15 protein-coding genes are annotated in these 24,918 nt (G+C 61.3%); 1 reads left to right on the forward strand and 14 read right to left on the reverse strand.

Features of this window, described 5'->3' with window-relative positions; genetic code table 11:
• Positions 1-63 precede the first annotated feature (63 nt).
• Genes AB4N53_RS07165 through AB4N53_RS07175 form a run of 3 tightly spaced genes read right to left on the reverse strand, consistent with a single transcriptional unit; the run spans position 64 to position 5,955 of the window.
• The gene (locus AB4N53_RS07165; RefSeq protein ID WP_460119366.1) at positions 64-1,983 is read right to left on the reverse strand and encodes a hybrid sensor histidine kinase/response regulator; all 1,920 of its coding nucleotides are present in this window, start codon (positions 1,981-1,983) and stop codon (positions 64-66) included.
• On the reverse strand, positions 1,976-4,306 hold the full coding sequence (locus tag AB4N53_RS07170) for an ATP-dependent DNA helicase (protein ID WP_460119368.1): 2,331 nt from the start codon (positions 4,304-4,306) through the stop codon (positions 1,976-1,978). The genes AB4N53_RS07165 and AB4N53_RS07170 overlap by 8 nt, the downstream gene beginning before the upstream one ends.
• Positions 4,303-5,955, reverse strand: a complete 1,653-nt coding sequence (locus AB4N53_RS07175) for a VRR-NUC domain-containing protein (RefSeq protein WP_460119370.1) — start codon at positions 5,953-5,955, stop codon at positions 4,303-4,305. Before AB4N53_RS07175 ends, AB4N53_RS07170 begins: the two co-directional genes overlap by 4 nt.
• A 195-nt stretch (positions 5,956-6,150) precedes the next feature.
• Between AB4N53_RS07175 and AB4N53_RS07180 the strand changes: the two genes are divergently transcribed.
• On the forward strand, positions 6,151-6,375 hold the full coding sequence (locus AB4N53_RS07180; RefSeq protein ID WP_016774830.1) for a YgdI/YgdR family lipoprotein: 225 nt from the start codon (positions 6,151-6,153) through the stop codon (positions 6,373-6,375).
• Between the two features lie 148 nt (positions 6,376-6,523).
• Here AB4N53_RS07180 and AB4N53_RS07185 read toward each other — a convergent pair whose 3' ends face one another.
• The 11 genes from AB4N53_RS07185 to AB4N53_RS07235 all read right to left on the reverse strand — a co-directional run bounded on the left by AB4N53_RS07185 (position 6,524) and on the right by AB4N53_RS07235 (position 24,880).
• Complete coding sequence (locus AB4N53_RS07185; protein ID WP_460125371.1) at positions 6,524-8,377, reverse strand: polyurethane esterase; 1,854 nt, start codon at positions 8,375-8,377, stop codon at positions 6,524-6,526.
• A 362-nt stretch (positions 8,378-8,739) separates the two neighbouring features.
• Complete coding sequence (locus AB4N53_RS07190) at positions 8,740-11,817, reverse strand: autotransporter domain-containing protein (protein ID WP_460119372.1); 3,078 nt, start codon at positions 11,815-11,817, stop codon at positions 8,740-8,742.
• Between the two features lie 38 nt (positions 11,818-11,855).
• Positions 11,856-14,801, reverse strand: coding sequence for an autotransporter serine peptidase EprS (gene eprS / locus AB4N53_RS07195; RefSeq protein ID WP_460119374.1), 2,946 nt, complete (start codon positions 14,799-14,801; stop codon positions 11,856-11,858).
• Positions 14,802-14,867: 66 nt separating this feature from the next.
• On the reverse strand, positions 14,868-16,238 hold the full coding sequence (locus AB4N53_RS07200; RefSeq protein ID WP_460119376.1) for a TolC family outer membrane protein: 1,371 nt from the start codon (positions 16,236-16,238) through the stop codon (positions 14,868-14,870).
• A 2-nt stretch (positions 16,239-16,240) separates the two neighbouring features.
• Positions 16,241-17,590 (reverse strand): HlyD family type I secretion periplasmic adaptor subunit, encoded by a 1,350-nt coding sequence (locus AB4N53_RS07205; protein WP_460119378.1) that lies wholly within the window; start codon positions 17,588-17,590, stop codon positions 16,241-16,243.
• Positions 17,587-19,359 (reverse strand): type I secretion system permease/ATPase, encoded by a 1,773-nt coding sequence (locus AB4N53_RS07210; RefSeq protein ID WP_460119380.1) that lies wholly within the window; start codon positions 19,357-19,359, stop codon positions 17,587-17,589. The genes AB4N53_RS07205 and AB4N53_RS07210 overlap by 4 nt, the downstream gene beginning before the upstream one ends.
• Before the next feature lie 181 nt (positions 19,360-19,540).
• Complete coding sequence (locus AB4N53_RS07215; RefSeq protein ID WP_460125374.1) at positions 19,541-19,963, reverse strand: AprI/Inh family metalloprotease inhibitor; 423 nt, start codon at positions 19,961-19,963, stop codon at positions 19,541-19,543.
• A gap of 91 nt (positions 19,964-20,054) precedes the next feature.
• Positions 20,055-21,500: a serralysin family metalloprotease gene (locus AB4N53_RS07220; RefSeq protein WP_460119382.1), complete on the reverse strand. Its 1,446-nt coding sequence runs from the start codon at positions 21,498-21,500 to the stop codon at positions 20,055-20,057.
• Between the two features lie 456 nt (positions 21,501-21,956).
• Entirely contained in the window at positions 21,957-23,042 is a 1,086-nt protein-coding gene (locus tag AB4N53_RS07225; protein ID WP_460119384.1) for a polyamine ABC transporter substrate-binding protein, read from the reverse strand.
• A gap of 55 nt (positions 23,043-23,097) precedes the next feature.
• Positions 23,098-23,442: a cupin domain-containing protein gene (locus AB4N53_RS07230; protein WP_024013066.1), complete on the reverse strand. Its 345-nt coding sequence runs from the start codon at positions 23,440-23,442 to the stop codon at positions 23,098-23,100.
• A gap of 31 nt (positions 23,443-23,473) precedes the next feature.
• Positions 23,474-24,880, reverse strand: coding sequence for an NAD(P)/FAD-dependent oxidoreductase (locus AB4N53_RS07235; protein ID WP_460119386.1), 1,407 nt, complete (start codon positions 24,878-24,880; stop codon positions 23,474-23,476).
• Positions 24,881-24,918: the final 38 nt, after the last annotated feature.

The following is a 24,918-nucleotide window of genomic DNA, read 5'->3' on the forward strand; positions in this document are numbered from 1 at the left end:
AAAGTGAACAAGACTTTTGGAAAGGCACGCATCAGCACTAGTTCAGCCGGATCGACCAGCGCGTCACTTCATCGATTGGGCGATGATCTGCACCAGATTCAACTGGGTGAATGGTTTCGGCAGACGCGGCAGATCGGCAGCGAAGCCCTCCAGGCGTTCGGCGTAACCGGTGGCGAGAATGATCGGCAGATCGGGCTTGAGCATGCGCAAAGCATGGGCCAGTTGCGCGCCGCTCATTTTTGGCATGGCCATGTCGGTGATCACCAGATCGATCACTTCGCCCTGTTCGAACAAAGCCAGCGCCTGGGCGCCGGAGGTCGCGCCGATGACGCGGTGGCCGAGGTCTTCGAGCAGCAGACTGGTGCTGGTCAGCACCAGCGAATCGTCATCGATCACCAGCACACTCAGTCTTGGCACCGCAATCGGCGCGGCGTTGCTGTACGCCGGGCGACTGGCCGTACGCTCAAGCGCCACCGGAATCCACAGCTCGGCCGCCGTACCCTGGCCCTTCTCGCTTTTCAGAATAAAGCGCCCGCCCAACTGCTCGATGAAGCCGTGCACCATCGACAAGCCCAGCCCGGTGCCTTTGCCCAGGCCTTTGGTGGTGAAGAACGGATCGCGGGCGCAGGCCAGCGTGGCGGCGTCCATGCCTTCGCCGCTGTCGATCAGACTCAGGCAGACGTAACGCCCCGCTGCCAGGGTCGAATGAGTTTGTTCCAGCACCACTTCCGCTTGCGCTTGAATGACCACCGTGCCGCCCTCGGGCATGGCATCGCGGGCATTGGTGGCGAGATTGAGGATCGCCAGTTCCAGCTGATTGCTATCGGCCAGCACTGGCTGCAGATCGTCGGGAAAGCGCGTTTCGATGCGAATCCCCGGCCCCAACGAACTGCGCAGCAGCCCGGTGATGCCTTGCACCAGTTGCGGAATATCCACCGATTCGGTCTTCAGTTCCTGGCGCCGGGCGAAGGCCAGCATGCGCTGGGTCAACGAAACACCGCGCAAGGCGCCTTGGGTGGCGTTTTCCAGCAGTCGAGCGATTTTCGGCGCGTCACCGATGCGCTTCTGCACGATCTCGAGATTGCCGAGAATCACCGTCAGCAGGTTGTTGAAGTCATGGGCGATACCGCCGCTGAGTTGGCCGATCGCCTGCATCTTCTGCGCCTGGAACAACGCCTCACGGGTTTTTTCCAGGGCCTGCTGCGCCTCGTGCGCCTCGGTGACATCGCGGGTGATCTTGGCAAAACCGAGCAGCGTGCCGGTGTCGCCGCGAATTGCATCCACCACTACGTGAGCGAGAAAGCGCGTACCGTCCTTGCGCATCCGCCAACTGCGGTTCTCGAAGCGGCCTTCGCGGGTGGCAATCTCCAGCGAATGCTGCGGCTCGCCGAGTTCGCGGTCTTCGGGGGTGTAGAAGATTGAAAAATGCTGGCCGATGATTTCTTCCGGCAGATAGCCCTTGATGCGCTGCGCGCCCTGGTTCCAGTTGCTGACGCAGCCTTCGGGGCTGAGCATGTAGATCGCGTAATCGGTGACGCCCTGCACCAGCAGGCGGAACTGCTGTTCGCTTTGCTTGAGGGTTTCCTCGGCCATTTTGCGGTCGGTGAGGTCTCGGGTGATCTTGGCGAAACCGAGCAACTGGCCGTTGGGGTCGATGATCGGGTCGATCACCACGTGCGACCAGAAGTGCGTGCCGTCCTTGCGCACGCGCCAGCCCTCGCCTTCGAAGCGACCTTCACGGATCGCCGTGTCCAGCGCCCGTTGCGGCATGCCGTTGGCGCGGTCTTCAGGGGTATAGAAGCGCGAGAAGTGCTCGCCGATGATCTCGGCTTCTTCATAACCTTTGAAACGTTTGGCGCCGGAGTTCCAACTGGTGATGGTACCGTCGGGGTCGATCATGTAGATCGCGTAGTCGACAACCGCGTCGATCAGCAGCCGGCAACGGCTGTCTTCGATCGCTGCGGTTCTGTTGTTTTCACTCATCACACTCACCAGCCACTGTCATGGGCTGAAGTATGCGTGAATCCGCCGATTTGAAAAGCGCCGGTTCGCTTTTGATCGCCCACCAGCGCGGCAGCAGTTGCTGGATGCGGCTTTCGGCAAAGCGGTCGTCGATGAGCATGACCGTGCCGCGATCCTCACGGGTGCGAATTACCCGCCCGGCGGCTTGAACGACTTTTTGCATTCCCGGGTACAAATAGGTGTAGTCGTAACCGGCGCCGAAAATGGCGGCCATGCGCCGCTTCATCTGCTCGTTGACCGGATTGAGCTGCGCCAGCCCCAGCGTGGCGATGAACGCACCGATCAGTCGCGCACCGGGCAAATCGATGCCCTCACCAAACGCGCCGCCCAATACCGCAAAGCCGACGCCCTGGCTGTGAGCGCTGAACTGGTCGAGAAACGCCTGCCGCGCGCTCTCGGCCATGCCCCGCGATTGCAGCCATTGAGTGATGTGCGGATGGCGCTCGGCCAATAACGTCGCGACCTGTTGCAGGTAATCGAAACTGCTGAAGAACGCCAGATAGTTGCCCGGGCGCTCGCTGAACTGGCGCGCGATCAGCTCGACGATAGGCTCCAGCGAAGCCTGCCGATGATTGAAGCGGGTGGAGATCTGGCTGACGATGTGCACCTGCAATTGCTCGGCGCTGAACGGCGATTCGACGTCGATGCACACCGTGTCGGCGGGCGTGCCGAGCAGGTCGGCGTAGTAGTTGCGCGGGCTCAGCGTGGCCGAGAACAGCACGCTGCTGCGCGCCGCGCTCAGGCGCGGGCCGATGAACGCCGCCGGCACCACGTTGCGCAGACACAGTTGCGACAGCGGACGCTTGCGGTCGAGGTCGCGTTTGCTGATATCGAACAGGTAATGCTCGTCGTACAGCTCGGCGACCCGGGCAAATTGCAGCAAGTCGAAATAGAAGTTCTGCAGGCCGCTGTCGAGGCCTTGCGGATGCTCGTTGAGGTAATCGCCAATGGCCGCGCAACACAGCGAGATGGCGTGCAGGAGTTTGTCCGGCGCCTTGTCGTACGCCTGATACGCCGCCAGTTGCGGCGCATGCAGCGCGTTCCATTCGCGGTTGACCCGTTGCAGGGCATTCTTCAGCGCTGCCGGCGCGGTTTTGCGCACGCTGGCGAGGGTGAACTGGTCGAGACTGGCGCTGTACATTTGCCGGCCGCGTTCGACCAGGTTATGCGCCTCGTCGGCGAGCACCGCGACTTTCCACTGATTGAGCTGCGCGAGGCCGAACAGCAGCGCGCTGAAGTCGAAGTAATAGTTGTAGTCGGCAACCACCACATCCGCCCAGCGGGCCATTTCCTGACTGAGGTAGTACGGGCACACGCTGTGCTGCGCGGCGACTGCACGCATCGCCGCCTGATCGAGCAGGTTGATATGGCTGGCAGACTCGCGGGCAGCCGGCAGGCGATCATAAAAACCCTGGGCCAACGGGCAGGATTCGCCGTGGCAGGCCTTGTCCGGGTGTTCGCAGGCCTTGTCGCGGGCGACCATTTCCATCACCCGCAGCGGCAAGTCCGGCGCTTGCCTGAACAACACCTGGCTGGCATCGAGCGCCAGTTTGCGCCCCGGGGTCTTGGCGGTGAGAAAGAACACCTTGTCCAGCTGCTGCGGCGCCAGGGCCTTGAGCATCGGAAACAGCGTGCCGAGGGTCTTGCCAATGCCGGTCGGCGCCTGGGCCATCAGGCAGCGGCCGGTGCTGACGGCTTTGAACACCGACTCGGCCAGATGCCGTTGGCCGGGACGAAAATCCGCGTGCGGGAACGCCAGTTGCTGCGCGGCCAGGTTGCGCGCCTCGCGGTGGGCCATTTCCTGCTCGGCCCATTGCAGGAACAAACCACACTGCTGCGCAAAAAAAACCTGGAGCGCTTCAGCGCTGTGGGATTCGACCAGACAGGTTTCCTTTTCACTGACGACGTCGAAATACACCAGCGCCAGATTGATCTGCTGCAGTTGCAGTTTCTGACACATCAACCAGCCGTAGATTTTCGCCTGCGCCCAGTGCAACTGGCGGTGATTGGCCGGCTGCTTGCTCAGGTCGCCGCGATAGGTTTTGACTTCTTCCAGGCAGTTTTGCGCCGGGTCGTAGCCATCCGCCCTGCCCTTGACCTTCAACTCGCCGAACTCGCCTTGCAGTGCCACTTCGCTCTGGTATTGCTCGCTGCGCCGCGAGGCCACGGTGCGATGGCCGACAATACCTTCCAGCGCCGTCGGCGACGGGGTGAAACGCAGGTCGAGGTCGCCGGTCTTGGCGGTGAACTCGCACAGTGCACGGACGGCGATGCTGTAACTCAAGCGCTCTGCTCCGCCCATTGCACGTAGCACACGGCCACTGGCATCTGGTGCTCGTGGCAGAACTCCAGCCAGCGCAGTTGATTGTCCTGCAAGCGGTCGCCGGGGCCTTTGACTTCGATCATCCGGTAGGTCTTGTGCTGCGGCCAGAATTGGATCAGGTCCGGCATGCCGGCGCGGTTGGCCTTGATGTCGAGCAGCAATCGGTTGAACCAGTGTTTCAGGTGGTCGGCGGGCAGACAGGCCAGCGCCTGCTCCAGCAAGTCTTCATTGAGCGCGCCCCAGAACACGAACGGCGACTGAATGCCCCACTTGTCGACGAAGCGCTGGCGGATCGTCTCGACGTAGCGACCGTCGTCGAGTTCGCCCAGGCAGGCCTGGAACAGCTCGGCGCGGCGCTCGAGGAAATCTTCGCTGAGCAGATCGACCGGGCCGCGCTGGAACGGGTGGAAGAACGCACCCGGCAACGGCGCAAAGATCGCCGGCCAGCACAACAGGCCAAACAGTGAATTGATCAGGCTGTTCTCGACGTAATGCACCGGGCCGTCATCGGCATGCAAGTGCGCTTGTACATGAAATTCCACCGACCGCGCCGGATCGGTGCGCGGCAAGTGCAAGTCAAGGCGCTCGACCTCTCTGGCCTTGGCACGCTTGAGCGGCGGGCCACCGAGTTTGCGCCGCAGGCGCGGGACAATGCGCTGCAAGCCTTGCTGCTCGGCCGCGCTCTGCGGCGCCTGTTCGGCCAGCGTGCCAAGCTCCAGCGCCAGCGCGTATTCGCCGCAGCGTTCGAGCACACGGATCATGCGCAAGCGCGCGCCCGGGTAGGCGCAGTCGCGGTAAACACTCAGGGCCAGCGCAAAGTCGCCGATGCGCTCGCCATATTGGCCGATCTGGAACAACGCCTTGGCTTGTCGGCGGTGCAGCCACGGGTTGTCGAATTGCACGGCGTTGATCTGTTCGACGATCTCTTGCAGCGGTTCCCCGGCTTCGAAGCGCAACTGGCACTGATGCAGGAACAGACAGGCATCGACGTCTTCGCGACTGCGCAGGCCTCGGGAGTCGGCGCAGAACTCGACTTTTTCATAGGTGAAGATGCCCAGGTCGGCCAGCACGAACTCCGACCAGTCCTGATACAGATTGCCAAAGAACATCAGGCGCAGACGATCGCACAGGTCCATCAGGGTCAGGCTGAACAGCCGTTCAGCCAGTTGCGGCGCCCAGGCGCGCAGGGTTTGCGCCTCGCTGAACTGCTCGGCCAGCACGGGCAGCCACTCGTCCTTGCGCCCTTTCGGCTGTTCGATAAACACGCCGAAAGCTTGCAAGAGCTCGGCCTTGAGCAAGACATCGAACAGTTCTGCCAGCGTCAGATCCGCGTGTTCATCGAGCCAGCCATGATCGAGCAACGGCCGCGCCGCTTCGCCAATGTCGCCAATTTCCAGGTAATTGAGTTTGCTCGCGCGAAAGTGAATGCCCTTGCGCATGACCATACGCACCAGCAATCCCTGCGAGGCTTGCGGCAGCGTATTGAAGTCGCGGATGAAACCGTGCTCGCTCGCGCTCATCACATCCGCATAGCGAAGTCCAAGCCAATCAAGCACTTGCCGGAAGTTGTTAAGGTAATAGAACGGATCTTCGAGAGGGTTGGAGGTCACGGGAATTCAAAGCCACGGCAAGCGAACACTGGTTATGCGTACAGATACCAGCTCAGCCCTGCCCGGCGCAAACGGAAAAAGATCAATGGCATTTTTTCGCGCTGCCATCGAACTTTTCCGCCGCTGCTGGCACCAACCGCGTTAGAGGGCCGACAATGCCCGTAATCACATTCAAGCAAGGAGTCAGAGGTGGGTATGAAAATCAAGATGCTGGGCATTCCTGTCGCAGTCGCGGCCCTGTTGGCGCTGGGCGGCTGTTCGACCCAGACCGTGGTGACGCTGCAGAACGGCACCCAGTACCTGACCGAGGACATGCCGAAGACCGAGACCGAAGATGGCTTCTATGAGTTCGAAGACATCTCCGGCGCCAAGGTCAAGGTTCGCGCCGATGAAGTCGCGACCGTGCGCAAGGAAGACTGACTTTGCCTGAATGATCGTTCCCATGCTCCGCGTGGGAACGATCACATCGCAGCCTTCGGCAGCTCCTGGTAGGGATTTGTGAACGACACAGATCCAGTGTCGGAGCGAGCCTGCTCGCGAAGGGGCCGGCACAGGCCCCGCACCAACATCAGGCGATAACAACCCCGTCGGCGCTCAAGCTCCCAAGCGCCACCCCCACCAACGTCACTGAATCTCCACCAAACGTCAGCACGGTATCCTGTCCGACCGCCGACGCATGAGCACGGTAATCATCCCCCGGCAACACGCCCTGCACGCCAAGAAACACCAGTTTGTCGTTGGCCGTATAGCCAAGCACACGATCCTGGCCGAACGCGCCGTTGAACAGAAACGTATCCGCCCCGCCACCCGATTCCAGCAGATCATTGCCAGCGCCACCGACAAACACGTCATCGCCCGCACCGCCGAGCAAATAATCGTTGCCCTCCAGCCCGAACAGCCAGTCACCGCCGGTATGCGCCTTGAGTGTGTCAGCGCCGGCCGTGCCTCCAATACTTGATTCATAAGCGGTGAGATTACTGCCGACTTTCAAACCGCTGGCAGTGACGCTGTGCAGCACGTCGTCCTTGAACACGCCCCAGAGAAACCCCGGCTCTTTGCTGACGATGCTGCCAATGTCCCGGGTGATGCTGATCCCGCCGTTGGCATCGCGGATGTACAGGTGGCCGGCGCCGTCGTTGGCAAAATCAAAGTTTTTCACCGTCTGCTGCAAGTCGAGGGTGTTGCTGCCCTGCCCGCCCAGAATGACGTTATAGCCGCCGCTGTCACGGAAGCTGTCATTGCCGGCGCGGCCCTCCAGATAGTCATTGCCGCTGCCGCCCTGGATCAGGTCGTTGCCGTCACTGCCGATGATAAAGCTGCTGCCCTTGTGGGGTTCGGCGTTGCGGTTGAGGTCCTGCACCCAGGTATTGGCCCGCGCAGGATCAGACAGGTTGGCGACGATGATCGTCGAGTCGCCGCTGGTCAGGTCGTAGAACTTCGACTCCAGCACACGGCTCATGCCGTCGCCGTAGCCAGTGGGCAGGTGTGAAATCCACGTCGGGATATTCAGGATCGAATACGGCAGCACGTTCCAGGCATTTGAGGCGTAGTGATCGTTGAAGCTGACGATGTTGTCGCTGGTCGAGGCATGCGGCGCATCGTGCACGCCCACCGAGGCACTGCTGAACGTTGAACCGTCGAGGGCCCGAAACACCGGGTCATTTTCGTAACCGATATTCAGCACTTTGTCGCCGCTGCTCTGGGTCGGTGAGGCATAGGCGATGTAGTTGGAATCGGCAAAGAAGCCGCCCCACTTGCCAGCGCTCAAGTCAGCCATGCTGTTCACCGCCAGGCCGCCCAGGCTATGACCGCTGACCAGCACGTCCTTGCCGCTGAGGCCGTTGGCCCGGGCGAATGCGACGACATCGTCGAGCAGATTGCCGAAAGCTTCGCCGACGTAGTTTTTCGCGTAGTCGGCCGGGCCGAACGCCGCGAGCAGATCGTTGATCACGTCGCCAAGCGAGTCACCGATGAGGATTTTACGCGGGCCGCTGGTGCCGCGAAAGGCGATGCCCAATTCAGTCAGTTGGCCTAGGGGATCGTACTTGCCGAGGATTTCCACCTGCGCGCTGGTGTAGCCGACCTTCTCGCCGAAGAATGTCCCGCGTGCATCGGTCTTGCCGTCGTAGCCCAATTGCGCGGCGCTGATCGGTGTCCAGCCGGCCTTTTGCACGGCCTCGAGGGCGAGTTTTTCCGAATCGGGATTCCACGGGATACCGGCGATCACACCTTGCGAATCAGTGCCGCCAATCAGCGCGGTGACCAGCGTCGCCGGCAGGCCGAGGCCAAAGCCGTTGTGCTGGTAACCGGCGGCGAAGCCGTTATCGAGGTTGTGATAGGAATACAGCGTGATCGCCATGGCATCGCTGAACAGCGCTGCGGATTCGGCCGTGCCGAAGTTCTTGTAGTCGTATACACCCATTGCCATTGCCTCTCTTGTTGTTGGAATTGTCAGAGATAGCTCACAGCCAGAGCGCGAGGCTCCGGAGCATTCATTACATCTTGTGATGACCCTCAAATATCATGTGTACGCAGTACCTGTGGGAGCGGGCTTGCTCGCGAAAGCGGAGTGTCATACGGCACCTTCTTGACTGACACACCGCTTTCGCGAGCAAGCCCGCTCCCACATTTGGATCTCCTGCACAATTAAAATCTCCTGCCCAGTTGGATCTCCTGCACAGTTGGATCTCCTGCACAGTTGGATTTTTGTAATCGAACAATCCCATGTGCAGCGCTCCTTTTTTTGGAAAAACCGGCAGCCCGTGAAGCGCTGCCGGTTACGCCTCAGAACTGCCAGTCGAGGGTCAGGCCGACGCCGTGATCCTTCTCGTTCGAGCCGATCAGGCCGTTGTAATCGAGGTTGACCCGCACGTCGCGATTGAGCGCAAGACCCGCGCGCACGCCGACCACGGCGGCGTCACGATCCATTGACACGCTCTGCACAGTGAACGCGCTGTTGCCGTTGGCGAAGGCCAGATGGCTGTCGGCATCGACGCTGCTCAGGTTGTGCTGCCAGCCGAGGCTGGCGCCCAGTTCCAGCTGATGCTTATCCGACAAGGCGAAGCTGCGCTTGGCGCGTACGCCGAGGGTCGACAGCACCACGTCGCGGTTGTCTTCGCCACCCTTGAGCGCGGCAGCGTCACCCTTCTCGGTGAAGCTGTCGGTGTTGAGGTGCACGTAGGACAGATTGGCGAACGGCTCCAGGTTCATCGGTTGCAGGCCCAGATCGTAAGCGGCCTCGGTGAACAGTTGCGCGGTGGTCGCGTCACGTTTGGTTTTCTGTTTGCCGCTGACGTCGCCGAACTGCAGGTCACGTTTGACGTCGATGCGATGCCAGCTGTAGGCGCCGCCGACGGTCAGGCGCAACGCGTCGATCTCATGGCCCAGATATGCACCCAAATGGTAGCTGTCGACCGACGCCGACGAATGCGTGCCGCTGCCCATGCTCAACGAGCTGTCGCTGTAACCGGTGACGAAACCGAGACGGGTATCTTCAGCGATCAGCCCGTCGACACCGGCCAGCAGCCCGCCGATGGAGCTGTTGGAATCGGCATTGTCATGGCCGCCGTCACTCTCGCCCCACGAGCCGAGGACCTTGACCCAGACGTTGCTGCGCTCATCAGTCGGCGCATCGGCGTTGAACAGATCACGCTCACGCAGACGCTCGCCGACGGCTTCGCGCAGGTAGCGGCTGTCGTTGATCAGCAGCGTGCCGATGGCCGGGTGGATCTCGCCGGACAACTGTTGAAAGGCCTGTTGCGCCGACGCCGCGTTGGGCGACAGCAACAGGGTTTCGAACAGCGCGTTGCCCGCGCCCAGACGCTCGGCGGCCGCACCAACGGCGCGCTGGTTCGGCGTCAGCCCGACGCTGGCAAACGATGCCTCATTGCGCCCGACCGCCAACTGAATGCCGCCCGCCGAGTAATCCAGAGTGCCGCCGAGGAAGGCGTAATTCGGCAAGACCTGGCCGAAGCGCCCTTCAATGCCACCCGCCGCTTGCAGAATGTTGTAGCGGGTGCCGAGCAGGCTCTGCACTTCGCCGGTGCTGAGCAGGGTCGGGCTGTTTTCCAGCGACAGGCTCACCGTGGCGCCGTCGATGACCGCTTTGCCGCCCGCGACGATCTGATCGCTGCTGGTCGGCGACAGCTCTACGGCGTAGGTCGAACCCGGCGCGAAGGTTACGTCACCCGCCACGTTCAGGGTGCCGATGGAATTGCCCGGCGCCACCGTACCGCCGCTGCTCACCGCCAGCGCGCCAATGCGGCCATTGCCGCCGAGGATGCCGCCGTTGTTGACGGTGACCGCCGATTGCAGCGAACCGTTGATGGCCAAACGGCCCTGATTGACCAGCGTCGGGCCGCTGTAAGTGTTGTTGCCGGTCAGCACCAGGGTGCCGATACCTTGCTTGGTCAGACCGCCATGGCCGCCGATGTCGTTGCGCCAAGTGTCGAGGCCGCACGTGATGTCGCTGCACACGCGCTCGGTCGGTTTGCCCTGATCGATGATCGCGCCGATGCCCGGCAAGTCAGCAACGAACTGGCCAGAGCCATAAGCGCCCTGCACGCGGAATTCCTCCGGAATGTCCTGCTCGGTGACGAACATCGCCGGGCCGTCGATGGCTTTGCGCAGGTTGATCATGCCCCAGCCGTACAAGGCGTCGATGCCCGGCGCGCCGAGGTCGGTGGCGGTGGTGCGCAACACGCTGGCGACCTGATCGCCGCTCATGTACGGAAAACGCTCCATCAGCACGGCGATGGAACCGGCGACGTGCGGTGCCGCCATCGACGTGCCGTTGTAATTGGCGTAGCTGGTGGTCAGGTTGCCGGCGTTGGTGCCTTCGATGATCGAGCTGTAGATCTTGGTGCCCGGCGCCGAGACGCAATAACTCGCCGTATAGCCGCAACGCGAGGAGAACGTGCTGATCACATACGGATTGGCGCTGGCGGTGTCCGGGTTCTGCTGCAACGCGGCGACGGTGATCCAGTTCGGCGCGATGTCCGGGACGAAGTAGCCGAGGCCGGCGATGGCATCCGGATTGTTCAGGTTGTAATCGTTGCCAGCGGCAAAAATAGTGACGATGCCGCTGCGTGCGGCGGCAATGGCGCCGTCGTAGGCGCCGCCGGGTTTGGTGCCGAGCAAGGTGCGGATTTCGTTGAACTGCAACTGCGCGTCGTTGACGGTGAAATGCGGATACGCCGGATCGCGGCCGCCGAGGTCGAAGCGGTCGGTGATGCCGATGCCCCAGCTGTTGTTGATGATCCGCGCTCCGCTGGCGATCAGCGCATCCCAACCGGCCTTGTACACCGCGCCGTCGTTACCGCGCACGATGCCGTCTTCCGGCCCCGGGTCGCCGTTGTCAGCGCTGATGATCTGCGCACCGAATGCCACGCCATGCATCACCCCACCGTCGCGACTGCCCGCCGCGATGCCGCCGACGTGAGTGCCGTGGGCGCCGAGCTTACCGTTGGAGCCGACCGAGGGCGAACCGTCATAGACAAACGCATCGCCGGCCTTCACCGGGATGTACGGGTCGGTGTATTCGCGGATGCCGCTGGTGACCAGGGTGACGACTTTGTTGCTGCCAGAGAACTCCGGATGCGCGGCGTAGACCGGCTGATCGAAGATCCCCAGCTTCACGCCTTTGCCGGTATAGCCAGCGGCGTAAGCGTAATCCGCGCCGATCGCCCCCAGGCCCCAGTCGGCCTTGAATTCACTGCTGCGCCAACTCGACGGATCGCCGTTGCGGCCGTTTTCCACGTAAGGCGCTGCCTGCGCCATCGCACTGGCACACAGCATGGCGACTGTCAGGGTTTTCAGGGCAAAGCGGCCATCCGATTGCGCGGGGGTATTGTTGTTATCCATCCACGACCTTCCTTAGTGATGTTGCGAAAAATCCTGTGTCAGAACTGCCAGTTCAGACTCAGCCCAACGCCATGCAGCTTCTCGCGGCTGGCGAGTTGGCCGTTGTAATCGAGGTTGACCCGCACGTCTTTGCTCAACGCCAGACTGGCCTGCACGCCAACCAGTGCGGCATCGCGCACCAGCGCCGAGCTCTCCACTGAATACGGCGTGCCGCCGCTGGCAAAGCGCAAATGCTGCTGCGATTCAATATCGCTGAGGCTGTGCTGCCAGCCGAGCCGAGCGCTGACGTCCAGCGTTTGCTGGCTGGAAAGGTTGAAGGTTTTGCTCGCCCGCACGCCCAAGGTGCTCAACACTGCATCGCGCTGATCCCCAGCGCTTTTCAGCGCAGCGGCGTCGCCCTTCTCAGTGAAGCCTTCGGTGTCCAGATGCAGGTAAGTCAGGTTGGCGAACGGTTCCAGCGCCAAAGGTTGCAGCTGCAAGCGATACGCTGCTTCGGCGAAGACTTGGGTGGTGGTCGCATCTAGCTTGGCTTTTTGCTTGGCGCTGACCTCGTCGTATTGCAGATCGCGCTTCACATCGCCGCGATGCCAGCTGTACGCCGCACCGCTGCTCAAGCGCCAGGCGCCGATGTCGTGTCCGGCGTAAGCGCCAAGGTGGTAGCTGTCGACTTTCGCCGAGGAATGCGTGCCCGAGCCCATGCTCAAGGAGCTATCGCTGTAGCCGGTGACCAGACCGATGCGGGTCTGCTCATCGAGCGCGCCGTCGACACCCGCCAGCAGACCGCCGATCGAGGTGTTGTACCCGGCCGTGTCGTGACTGGAATCGGTGCTGCCCCAGGCGCCGAGGGCTTTGATCCAGCCGTTGCTGCGGGTCGCCGATTGATCGTGCAGCCGCTCGCCGACCGCATCACGCAACTGGCGGCTGTCGTTGATCAGCATTGTCCCCAGTGCCGGATAAATCTCGCCGCTCAGTTGCTGGAAGGCTTGCTGGGCCGAAGCCTGAGTCGGCGCACGAAGAACGCTTTCGTAAACCGAATTGCCGGCGCCCAGCGCTTCGACTGCCGCCGCCACCGAACGCTGGTTTGGCGTTTGCCCGACGCTGGCGAAGCTTGTGGCATTGCGCTGGATATTCAGCTGGATGCCGCTTGCGGCGTAGTCGAGGGCGCCGCCGATGAACAGGTAGTTCGGCACCACCGCAGCGAACTGCCCCTGCACGCCACCGGCCGCTTGCAGGATGTTGTACTGACGACCGAGCAGGCTTTGCGCTTCGGCGCTACTGAGCAAGGTCGGGCTGTTTTCCAGCGCCAGGCTGACGTTGGCGCCGCTCACGGTTGCCGTGCCGCCGGCGACAATGCGGTCGCTGCTGGTGGGCGACAGCTCAACGGCGTACGTCGAGCCCGGGGCGAGTGTCACATCAGCGGCGACGCTCAAGGTGCCGATGGAGTTGCCCGGTGCGACCCGGCCGCCGCTGTTGGCGGTCAACGCACCGATGCTTCCCGAGCCGCCGAGGGTGCCGCTGTCGTTGACGGTGACCGCTGAAGTCAGCGAACCGTTGACGATCAGCAGACCGCCGTTGACGGTGGTCGGGCCGCGATAGGTGTTTGCGCCGCTGAGCAACAATTGCCCGGCGCCGGACTTGATCAGGCTGCCTTGATACACCCGGTTCGCCGCTGCCGCATCACGGAGCATGCCGACGGCGTAATCGGTCTGGTCCTGCTGACTGGCGCCGGCCGCAACACCGTTCTGCCAGCCTTTGTCCTGCAGGGTTTGCTGCCAGGCGCTGTGCTCGGCGAGGTCTTCGCGCTGGCGCTGGAGCAGCGCCTTGTCGGAGATGTCATTGCTCCAGACATCGCGCTGCCCTGCCCCTAGGTTGGCATCGAACGCACCCAGCAATTGCCCCGGCCCGCGCATCGCCCGGTTTAGATTGGCGACGCCCCAGCCGACGCGCTCGTTCGGTGCGTCTGTGCTTGAGCCATCGAGCTGGGTGGCAGTGGTCAGCAGCACTTCGAGCGCCTGCTGGTTGTTCATGTACGGATAACGCTCCATCACCAGCGCCAGGGCCCCGGTCGCGTGCGGTGCCGCCATCGAGGTGCCGGACTTGATCGCATAACCGCCGCCAGGAATGGTGCTGTCGATCTTCGCCCCCGGCGTGGTGATGCACCAGTATTTGGCGATGCCGCACTGGTTGTACTTCTGCTGATTGCTCTGATCGAGCCCGGACACCGCCAGCCAGTGGCCTTCCAGATCTGGCTGAAAATACGGCAGCGCCGAGCGCACGCTGGCATTCGGGTAGCCACTGTTGCCAGCGCTGAACACATTGATCACGCCGCGCCGGGAAACGTCAGCAGCGGCGTCCAGCCAAGTGCCTTTGTTCCAGTGTTGCGCGTAGGCGGCGTGCAGGTCGGCCAACGTGCGATAGCTGACATCCGGCGGCTGACTCCCCCAACTGTTGTTGATCGCCCGCACCCCGGCATCGGCGAGGCTGTCGTACACCGCTTTGAAATAGCGCGGATCAGGGCTGGGGCCGAAGAGGAAACTGTCGTTCTTGTTGGTGTTGCCGACGTAGATCTGCGCGTTGTACGCCACCCCATGCATGCCGCTGCCATCACGGGTTGCGCCCATGGTGCCGACGACGTGGGTGCCGTGGGAGTCGTTGTTCGGGTTGAGCGTGCCGTCGACGTTGAACGCGGAGCCATCGACGTAGCTGCCGCTGGCCGTTACCGGGTGATAACGATCGGCAGCGAATTCCGGGTGGGCGGCATCGAAACCGGAATCGAGTGCGCCGATTTTCACGCCCTTGCCGGTGCTGCCGGCTGCGTAGGCCTGATCGGCCTGCATGCGTTGCAGACCCCAGTCACGCAGGAACTCGGCGCTGCGCCAACTGGATGGGGCGCCGGGCTGGCCTGATTCCAGGTATTGCGCCTGAGTCGCCGAGGTCACCAGCAACAGCGTGCCGAGCGAAATCGGTTTGATGCGTACGTCCATGGTCATCACTCTCGTTTTTGTAGTTTTGTTCAGGGCTGATAGCGGTATCGCCCGTTCCCCCCTTGGTCAGGGTGAGGGCTGTTGCGCGACCACAAATGCTTCGTCCACCCGCGCCAGATCCTGCTCATTCAGCGTCCCGGCGTAGTAATGCAATTTGGTCCAGGCCATCAGGTAGTCGTAACGTGCCTGGGCCAGGTCGCGGCGGGTGGTGAACAGTTGCTGCTCGGCGTTCAACGCGTCGAGGTTGGTACGTTCGCCGCCCAGAATGCTTTGTCGGGTCGAGACCACCAGCGCCTCGGCCGACTTCAAGGCTTTCTGATAAGCGCGCAATTTGCTCACGCCGGACAGGCACGCGCTGAACTGTCGGCGCAGTTCGATCAAGGTTTCGCGGGTCTTGCCATCCAGTTCGTATTCAGCCTGTTCCATGGTGCGGCTGGCCTGCCGCGTCGAGGCCGATACCCCGCCGCCGGCATACAGCGGCACGCTGACTTCAAGGCCAATGGTGTTGGTTTCGTAGCGCTGGTTATAGGTGTTGCCGCTTTCAGACTCGTTGTCGCGCATCGAGGCGTAGGCACTGACTTTCGGCAGGTGCCCGGCGCGGTTGCGCTCGACTTCGTAGCGCGCCACCTCCACGGCCTGCCGCTGCGAAGCGAGGTTCGGGTTGTTGCTGATCGCCAGTTCATGCCAGGTATCGAAATTGGCCGGCTGCAGGATGAAGGTCTGGAATTGCTGACCAAGCGGCGCCAGATCGCTGATGTCCACTGCCGGCACGCCGACCAGCGCCCCCAGTTCACGCAGGGCCGCATCCTGCTCGTTACGCGCTTCGATTTCCTCGGCAGTCGCCAGCTCATAGCGCGATTCGGCTTCGAGAATGTCGGTGCGCGTGCCCTCGCCCTGCTTGAACATGTGTTCGTTCTGCTGAAACTGCTGCTCGTAGGCCTTCTTCTTCGCCTGGGCGATGTCGATCTGGTCTTGGGCAAACAAGGCTTTGGTGTAGTTGTCCAGCACGCGCACCAACAGCTCCTGACTCTTGCCGCGAAACGCTTCGTCGGCAAACAACGACTGCGCGACGCCCTTGCGATACGCCGCGTAAGCCTCGTAATCGAGCAGCGGTTGCTGCACCGTCAGCGCCGAGCCGTAACTGTTGTAGTTGCGCTCGTCGGTGCGGTTGCGCGCACGGTCATCCAGAGACGTAGCCTTGGACGAGTTGCGGCCTTTGTTGTAGGTGTAGCCGATCCGAGGCAGCAGCCCGGCGCGACCAATCACGCGGTTTTCAAGGCCGGCATCACGCTCCTTGATCGCGCCAAGGAACACCGGATCATTGCGCAGTGCTTGTTCGTAAATCTCGAACGGCCCCATGGCCGCGATGGCCGAGTGGTTTGCGAGCAGCATCACTGCGGCCCCCAGTATGGAAAGCTTTTTCATACAGCCGAACATCCTTATTCCTCGGTCAACGCAGAACCGGCGCGATCAAACAGCGGTTTGAACAGGTAGTTGAGGAGTGAACGCTCACCGGTGCGCACGAACATTTCCGCCGGCATGCCGGGCTTGATCACCAGACCGTTGAGCTTTTCCATGGCCTGATCGCTGACGCTGCTGCGCAACACGTAATACGGCACGCCGGTTTTCTCATCGACCATCTGGTCGGCGGAGATCAGGCTGACTTCGCCGGGCACGCGCGGGGTTTTGCTCTGGTTGAACGCGGTAAACAGAATGTCCACCGGCAAATGCGTGCCGACCTTGTCGATCAGGTTGATCGGCAAGTGCCCTTCCACTTCCAGGGTGGTGCCTTGCGGAACGATCTCCAGCAGGGTTTCGCCCTGACGCACCACAGCGCCTTCGGTGTGCACGCCGAGGTTGACCGCCACGCCATCGGCGGTGGCGAGGATCTCGCTGTGTTGCAGGTCGAAACCGGCGGAGGTCAGCTGTTCGGACAGGGTTACGCTTTTGAGCTGCGCATCGGCCAGTTGCGTGCGCACTTCCTTTTGGTATTCCTCGCCGTGCTGCTGCAACTTCAGGCGCGATTCAAGGATGCCCTGCTCCACGCGCCCGCTTTCACCGGTGTTTTCCGCCAATTGCTGCTGCACTTGCGACAGTTGGCGCTGGTAGTCCATCAAGCGGTTGCGCGGGATGTAGCCGTTGTCGGCCAGCGGTTGCAAGTTGCTCAACTGTTGTTGCAAGGAACTGGCCTGAGTATTGAGGTCGCTACGCGCGCGGCGCATGCCTGCCAGTTGTGCAGTGGCGCCTTCGATGTTGGCGCGCAGTGCCGCTTGCTCCCGGAAGAACGCCTCGCGGCGGCTGCTGAACAGTTGCCGCTGGCCTTCCAGCACCAGCGCCAGGCGCGGGTCCGGATCGTTGCTCAGCTCGGCCGGAAAGCTCACTTGCTTGAGGTTGTCGCGCTCGGCCTGCCAGCGCGCGAGGCTGGCCCAAGCCATGCGGTACTGCGCCTGCAGCGATTGCACGTCGGCGGCGACCTGCGTCTGATCGAGGCGAAACAGCGGCTGGCCCTGCTTCACGATCTCGCCTTCGCGCACCAGAATCCGGCTGACCACGCCGCTGCTCATCGACTGCACGGCCTTGCGCTTGCCCGAGACCACCACCGTGCCCTGCACCGGAATGCCCTGATCCAGCGGCGCCAGTGCCGCCCAGGTGAAGAAACTGCCAGCGCCGACGATGGCCAGAATCCAGCCCATGCGCGCGAAGAATTTCGCGTCGCGTTCCGGGCGCTCGGTGATGTAGGCATGTTCCATGTTCGCTTCGTTTTGCGTGTTCATGCTGACGCTGCTCATACACCCGAATTCCTTGTCGAGGGCTGATACTGCCGGCTCATGCTGAGCCCGCCCGGTGTTTGTGCAGCTTTTTCGCGTTGCTGTTCGTGCTGACCGGAAAGTGCCTTGAGCACATCCTGACTCGCGCCGAACGCCTGCAAATGACCGTCGTTGAGCACGAGCAGTTTGTCCGCCTGAGCCAATACCGAAGAGCGATGTGTGACCAGAATCACCGTCGTGCCTTGCGCCTTGAGTTGCGCAATGGCGCTGGCCAGTGCCGCTTCGCCGACGGTGTCGAGGTTGGAATTGGGTTCATCAAGCACCACCAGACTCGGCGTGCCGTACAGCGCGCGGGCCAAGGCCACGCGTTGTTTCTGGCCACCCGACAAGCCGCTGCCGTCCTCGCCCAGCTGCGTGTCGTAGCCCTGAGGCAAGCGCAGGATCATCTCGTGCACACCGGCCTGTTGCGCGGCGGCGACGACTTTCTGCGCGTCGGCTTCACTGAATCGCGCGATGTTTTCGGCGATGGTGCCGCTGAACAGCTCTATGTCTTGCGGCAAATAACCGATGTAAGGACCAAGCTGATCACGGTTCCAACGATGAATATCGGCGCCGTCCAGTCGCACCGTGCCGCCCAGAACTGGCCACACGCCGACCAGCACCCGGGCCAGGGTTGATTTGCCGGAACCGGAGGTGCCAAGCACGCCGAGTACTTCGCCAGCACCCAGATTGAAATTGACCATGTGCAAAGTGGCTGCACGCTTCCCCGGCGGGCCGGCGCTGACTTGTTCGAAGGTGATCTGGCCCTTCGGTGCCGGCAGTGCCATCGCCTCGTCGCTGGGTGGAAACGCCTGCAACAACGCATCGAGACGGCGGTAAGCCAGCTTCGCCCCGCTCCACTGTTTCCACACGGCGATCAACTGATCGATCGGGCTCAGTACGCGGCCCATCAGGATCGAACCGGCGATCATCATCCCCGCAGTCATGTCGCCCTTGATCACCAGCAACGCGCCCAGGCCCAGCACCAGGGATTGCAGGCACAGGCGCAAGGTCTTGCTCAGTGAACTGATCACCGCGCCGGTGTCGCTGGCCTGGTTCTGTAAACCGAGAAAACGTGAATGCACCGCAAACCAGCGTTTGCGCAGCGAGCCGAGCATGCCCATCGCCTGAATGGTTTCGGCGTTGTGCAAATGGCTGGTGGCCAACTGGCTGGACTGCTGGGAAAACCCGGCGGCTTCGCCAAGCGGCTTCTTGGTCATGTATTCGTTGAGGCAGGCCAGCCCGATCAATAACAGCGCGCCCGCCGTCGCCAGCACGCCGAGCCAGACGTTGAACAGGTAGATGACAAACAGATAGACCGGGAACCACGGCGCATCGAAGAAGGCGAACAGCGCCGGGCCGGTGACAAACTGGCGGATATGGGTCAGGTCACCCAGCGATTGTCCGGCGTTGCCCTCGCCCTTGAACAAATTGCGCTCGAACGCCGCCTGATAAACGCGCAGATTGAAGCGCCGCTCGAGCTGACTGCCGATACGGATGACGATAAAGCTGCGGATCACTTCCAGCAGGCCGATGAAAGCGAAGAAGCCGACCACCATCAACGACAGCATTGCCAGGGTGGTTTCATTCTGCGACGACAGCACCCGGTCATAGACTTGCAGCATGTAAATGGACGGCACCAGCATCAACACGTTGATCAGCGCAGTGAAACAACCGACGCTGATCAGAATGCTTTTATAGTCGCCCAGTGCCTTGACTAACGGAGCGGCCGGAGACCTCGCCATCTTCATTGATTCTTCCTGAATTCATAGTCTCGTCATTAACGGACGAGCATTCCATTGAGATTCCGCCCACCTGCTCAAAGATGACTTGCAAGTAGCGCTTACAATTTCATAACAAGTTGATCAGGCGTTGCGCTTATAACCTGTACTCGCTGCCTTATATCAACTCATCGCAACTACCAGACGCTGCTTACTGCGCCGTACGCTCTAGCGTAATAAGCAGTCCTGCAGTCAATGTTTGCGTATAAACGCCATTACGCTGACGGCTGAAAAAGGCAATTCTCGAACCTTCCTTGCCAGTGATGGAAATGCCATCTGGCTCTGGAAACCAGCCGATCGGCGCTTCGCTCAACCACGCGCCCAGGCAATCGGCGCCGGCGCCCAAGGTCTGGTCCGGCGCAAGCTCGACGAGGCAAGTGTTCGACGGTTTGTCCTGCAGCGAGCGCGTTTCGGCGGTGTCGTTGTGGCCGCTCAATGTGGCCTGCCAGCGCCCGGCGAATGCCGAGGGTTCTTCGAGTCTGAGGCTGCTTGCCATGCTTGTCGCTCCGCTCATCATCAGCGTGACTGCCATCAGCCATGCCATCGTTGTGTAAGTAAAAACATATCCACGCATAGGAAATATCACTTCCGTTCGTAGCCTTGCCCGGCGCTCAGGCCGATGCAAGCGAAGAAAGCGACGCACGAGGCGCCGCTTTCCTCTCACATCACGCGACGATGTCGCTGGTCGCTGCCTGGCCCACGGTGCTGACAATAAAGTCAGCCACGCCATGCCCGGAGAAATCCACCGACAACAGGCTGTTGCCGCCCGACGAGGTCAGCACCGCATCGCCGGCAGAACCGGTGAAGCTGTTGACGAAGTGCAGGCCCGCGCCGTTGGTGATGCCGGTCAGGTCGATCTTGTCCAGACCACTGACAAAATCGAGAATCTGATCGATCGCACCCGGCCTGGAGTCCGAGCTGGCGGCGAACACGAAAGTGTCCGAGCCGGCGCCGCCCCACAGTTTGTCGGCACCGCCAGCGCCGAAGAGGATGTCGTTGCCGGCACCGCCCTTCAGTTCGTTGGCCACGCTGTTACCGATCAACAGATCGCTGCCCGAACCACCAATCGCGTTCTCGATGACTGCGCCCTTGGCAATCGACACGTTGCCGACCATGCCGCCAACGTCGGAGAACGAAGCGCTGTTGAGGTTGATCTTCTGGTTTTGGGTGAAACCGGAGAAGTCCAGAGTGTCCTTGCCGCCGGCATCCCAGACCGAGAACACCACTTTGTCACTCGACGACGAAGCGCTGAGGAAATCGCGACCGGTATTGGAGTTGAAGCCGTAGGTGGTGTCGCCGGTGCGGGTCGTGGTGTTGGCGCCGTAGAGCTTCTGGATCGCGGCGATGTCATCCATCAGCGGGCCGGACGAATAGGCTTCGACGCCGCCCTTGCTGAAGTTCTGGTTGGTGTTGCTCTCGCTCCAGTAACTCATGACGCTGTAGCCACGGGTGTCCTGGCCGTAAGTCGCATCGTTGTAGGTCGGGTTGCCGTTGCCGGCGTTGTAGTCGCCAGGGTGAGCAAGGCCCAGGGTGTGGCCGATTTCGTGGGTCAGGGTCTGACGCCCGTAGTTGTTCAGATCCGGGTTCTTGTTTTGCGTGTAACCGTTGTTGATCAAGTACCAGGAAGTACCGTCATAACCAGCGCCGGTCCCCGGCAGATAGGCGAATGCCGCAGCGCCGTCCTGGCCACCGCTGTAGTTACCGAAGGTCATGTGCCCGTCACCGCCCGAGGCTCTCTCGGTGAAGGTGACATTGGCCACGTCGGCCCAGGACTGCATGGCGAGCTTGGCCTGCGCCTGCTGCTGCGCGCTGAACTGACTGAATCCGCTGATCCCGTGCTTGTTCATCGTGCTGTTCGAGGCCGAGGTCAGGAACGTATAGGTCAGCTCGATCTTGCCGCTGCCGTCCTTGTCCTGGTAGGCAGCGCCGTCACGCAGCAATTGCGTAGCCGCCTGGTCGACGGAGTACGAGGGTTTGCCATTGACCGTGAGGTTGCCGCCACGATCGTATTGATGGCTGAAGCTATTGATCTGGTTATACGCCGAGCTGAAGGCAGCCAGCTGGAAAGCCTGTTCGGCGGAATCAACAGCATTGGTTTTAACTTTCGACATAAACACACTTCCTTGTTTAGCAATGGAACAGTTTTTGTCCGACAGGACGATCTTTGGCGAGATCGTCCTATCACTCGCCCAATGAAGGCGTAACGAACCTGACACAATTGGAAATCTGTCGTAAAGAGTTTTTTTGCGATCCAATTTGGCTGTATCAGGAAACTGCCGTAAACAAAGCGTGCGGGCATGAAAGATTGTTATTAGTTGCAGCGCGGGATGAAATTGTCTGACGATTTTCTATTTAAATATTAAATATCGGTAAGTTTGGATTTGTTGCGCAAGTCACACTTTCAGCCAGCGGTGCCAGTGCTTTGATATCAACTCTATGACGTTATTCGGACTGTAGGAGCTGACGAGTGCAACGAGGCTGCGATCTTTTGACTTTGACCTTTTTAAGATCAAGATCAAGAGATCGCAGCCTCGTTGCACTCGTCAGCTCCTACAGAGGACGGAGGTTCAGCTACCGGTACGAATCTTGTTCCAAACCCGTGTCCGGATCCGGTCGATATTCAGCGGCATCGCCTCCAGCGCAAACAGCTTGCCCATCATTTCCGCGCTCGGGTAAACCTTGGTGTCGTTCTTGATTGCCGGGTCGATCAGCTTGTCGGCTTGTTCGTTGCCATTGGCGTAGTGCACGTAGTTGGTGATGCCGGCCATGACATCGGGACGCAGCAAGTAATTCATGAAGGCGTAGCCGGCCTTTTCGTCCGGTGCGTCGGCGGGCATGGCGACCATGTCGAACCAGATCGCCGCGCCTTCCTTGGGAATCGCATAACCGATCTCGACACCGTTCTTCGCTTCCTTGGCGCGGTTCTCCGCTTGCAGGATGTCGCCGGAAAAGCCCACCGCTACGCAGATGTCGCCGTTGGCCAGGTCACTGGTGTACTTCGAAGAATGGAAGTAGCTGACGTAGGGCCGCACTTTCATCAGCAGGGCTTCGGCTTTCTTGTAGTCTTCAGGATTTTTGCTGTGGTGCGGCAGACCCAGATAGTTGAGCGCCGCCGGGAGCAGTTCCGGGCCGTTGTCGAGGATCGCCACGCCGCACTTCTGCAGTTTTTCCATGTACTCAGGCTTGAAGATCAGATCCCAGGAATCCACCGGCGCGTTGTCGCCCAGCACCGCTTTGACCTTGGCAATGTTGTAGCCGATACCGGTGCTGCCCCAAAGATACGGGAAGCCGTGCTCGTTGTTGGGGTCGTTGGTTTGCAGGGCCTTGAGCAGCGCCGGGTTGAGGTTCTTCCAGTTAGGCAACTGACTCTTGTCGAGTTTCTTCAGCGCCCCGCCCTGAATTTGCCGCGCCATGAAGTGGTTCGACGGAAAAACCACGTCGTAACCGGATTTGCCGGTCATCAACTTGCCGTCGAGGGTTTCGTTGCTGTCGTAGACGTCATAGGTGACGCCGATGCCGGTGTCTTTCTGGAAATTCTTCGTAGTATCCGGGGCGATGTAGTCGGACCAGTTGTAGACCTTGACCGTCTCGGCCGCGTGACTGACGGAAGCGGCCAGCAGCAGCGGCACCAATGCGAGGGTTTTCTGGATCATGGGGCGATTCCTGTATGGGCTTTTTTTGTTGGCAGGCAATCAAAGGATCAAACAATCAGAAAATCAGCACGTAGCTCTTGCGCACGGTTTCCTGGATATCCCAGATCCCGAGCGTGTTGGCTGGCAACATCAGTGCATCGCCGCCTTGTATGTGCAGGGTTTCGCCGCCACCGTCGGGGGTGAAGGTGCAACGCCCGGAAATGAAATGGCAGAACTCCTGCGCGGTGATCTGCCGCCGCCAGCGGCCGGGGGTACACTCCCAGACGCCGGTTTCCACGCCGTCGTCGCGCTCGACGCTGGTGGTCGAGGCAATGGCGACGGGTTCGCCGAGGGGTACGGCGACCGGGTTGGATTCCTCGAGCTCAAGCGTGGCGGTGTTCTTGAATTGGGTGATGCTCATGGCGTGTCCTGTTTATTGAGGTAAACGACGTTCAGTGCATGAAACCTTCCATGAACCCGGCCACCCGGCTGGCGAGCTTGCGCCGCCAGGGTGCGGTCGCGGGATTGGCCAGGGTCTGGTCTTCGTGCACGAAGCTTTTGATGATCGCGTTGTAACCGAGCCAGCGGCATGGCTCTGGCTCCCAGGCACGCAGCGCATGAATGCCACCGTCGGGCAGGACCCACGGTTGTTGGGTCAGCTCGCTGTCGCGCTCAAGAATCAGATCGGCCAGCGTCCGGCCGCCGAGATTGCTGGCACCGACGCCCTCGCCGCCGTAGCCGCCGGACAACGCGATGCCATTGGCGCGGTCGCAAAGCATGTGCGGCTTGAAATGCCGCGACATGCCGAGGTTGCCGCCCCAGGCGTGGGTGATCTGCACGTTTTTCAGTTGCGGGAACAGTTCGCCGAACAAATAACGGCGCAGTTCGACTTCGTCGCGGGTCAGGTTGAAATCGTGACGCAGCTTGCCGGCGAACTGATAACCGCCACGGGCGCCGAAAATCAGGCGGTTGTCGGCACTGCGCTGGCCATAGGTGACCTGACGGCTGAATTCACTGAAGGCCTGCCCGCGATTGAGGCCGATTTCGTCCCATGTCGCAGCGGACAGCGGCTCGGTGGCGACGATCAGGCTCTGCACCGGCAATTGATAACGGCCGAGTGGCGGCAACGTCACCGAATAACCTTCCACGGCCGGGACGATCCAGCGGCTGCGCACGCTGGCCTTGGCAGTGCGCAAACTGCCGGATTGCCATTGGGTGACCGGGCTGTTTTCGTAGATCTTCACGCCCATGTTCTGCACAGTTCGCGCCAGACCACGGACCAGTTTCGCCGGGTGAATGGTCGCGACATGGGGGGCGAAGATGCCGCCATAGGGTTTCGCCACACGGATCTGCTGGGCCAGTTGCTCGGGGCTGAGCCAGCGGTAATCGTCGTCAGTCAGGCCTTGCGCGTGCAGCTTGCTCAGGTAATCGCGCAGAACGGCTTCCTGCTCTGGGTATCGCGCGGCGCAGTAAAGCACCCCGCCCTTGCGGTAATCGCAGTTGATGCCTTCGCGTTCAATGACGATCTCTACCTCGTCAGGAATGCTGTGCAGTAGATCGAACGAAGCCCGCCGCTGTTGCGGCGATAAGCCTGCGAGCAAGCGATCCTCGCCCAGCAAGTTACCCATCAGCCAGCCGCCATTGCGTCCGGAAGCACCAAACCCGGCGGTTTGCGCCTCGATGATGGCGATATCCAGGCCTGGCGCGTGTTTCTTCAGGTAATACGCCGTCCACAATCCGGTGTAACCGGCGCCGATGATCGCCACGTCGACGTCCAGGTCCCGCTCCAGCGCAGGCCGCGCCAGCAGGGGCTCATCGAGCTGATCCATCCATAAACTGATCGTGCGCCACGCCGACATGCCAGACTCCGCCACTGAAAACCTTCGATGGCGTCGAT

This window comes from Pseudomonas sp. H3_E04 (genome assembly GCF_054668915.1).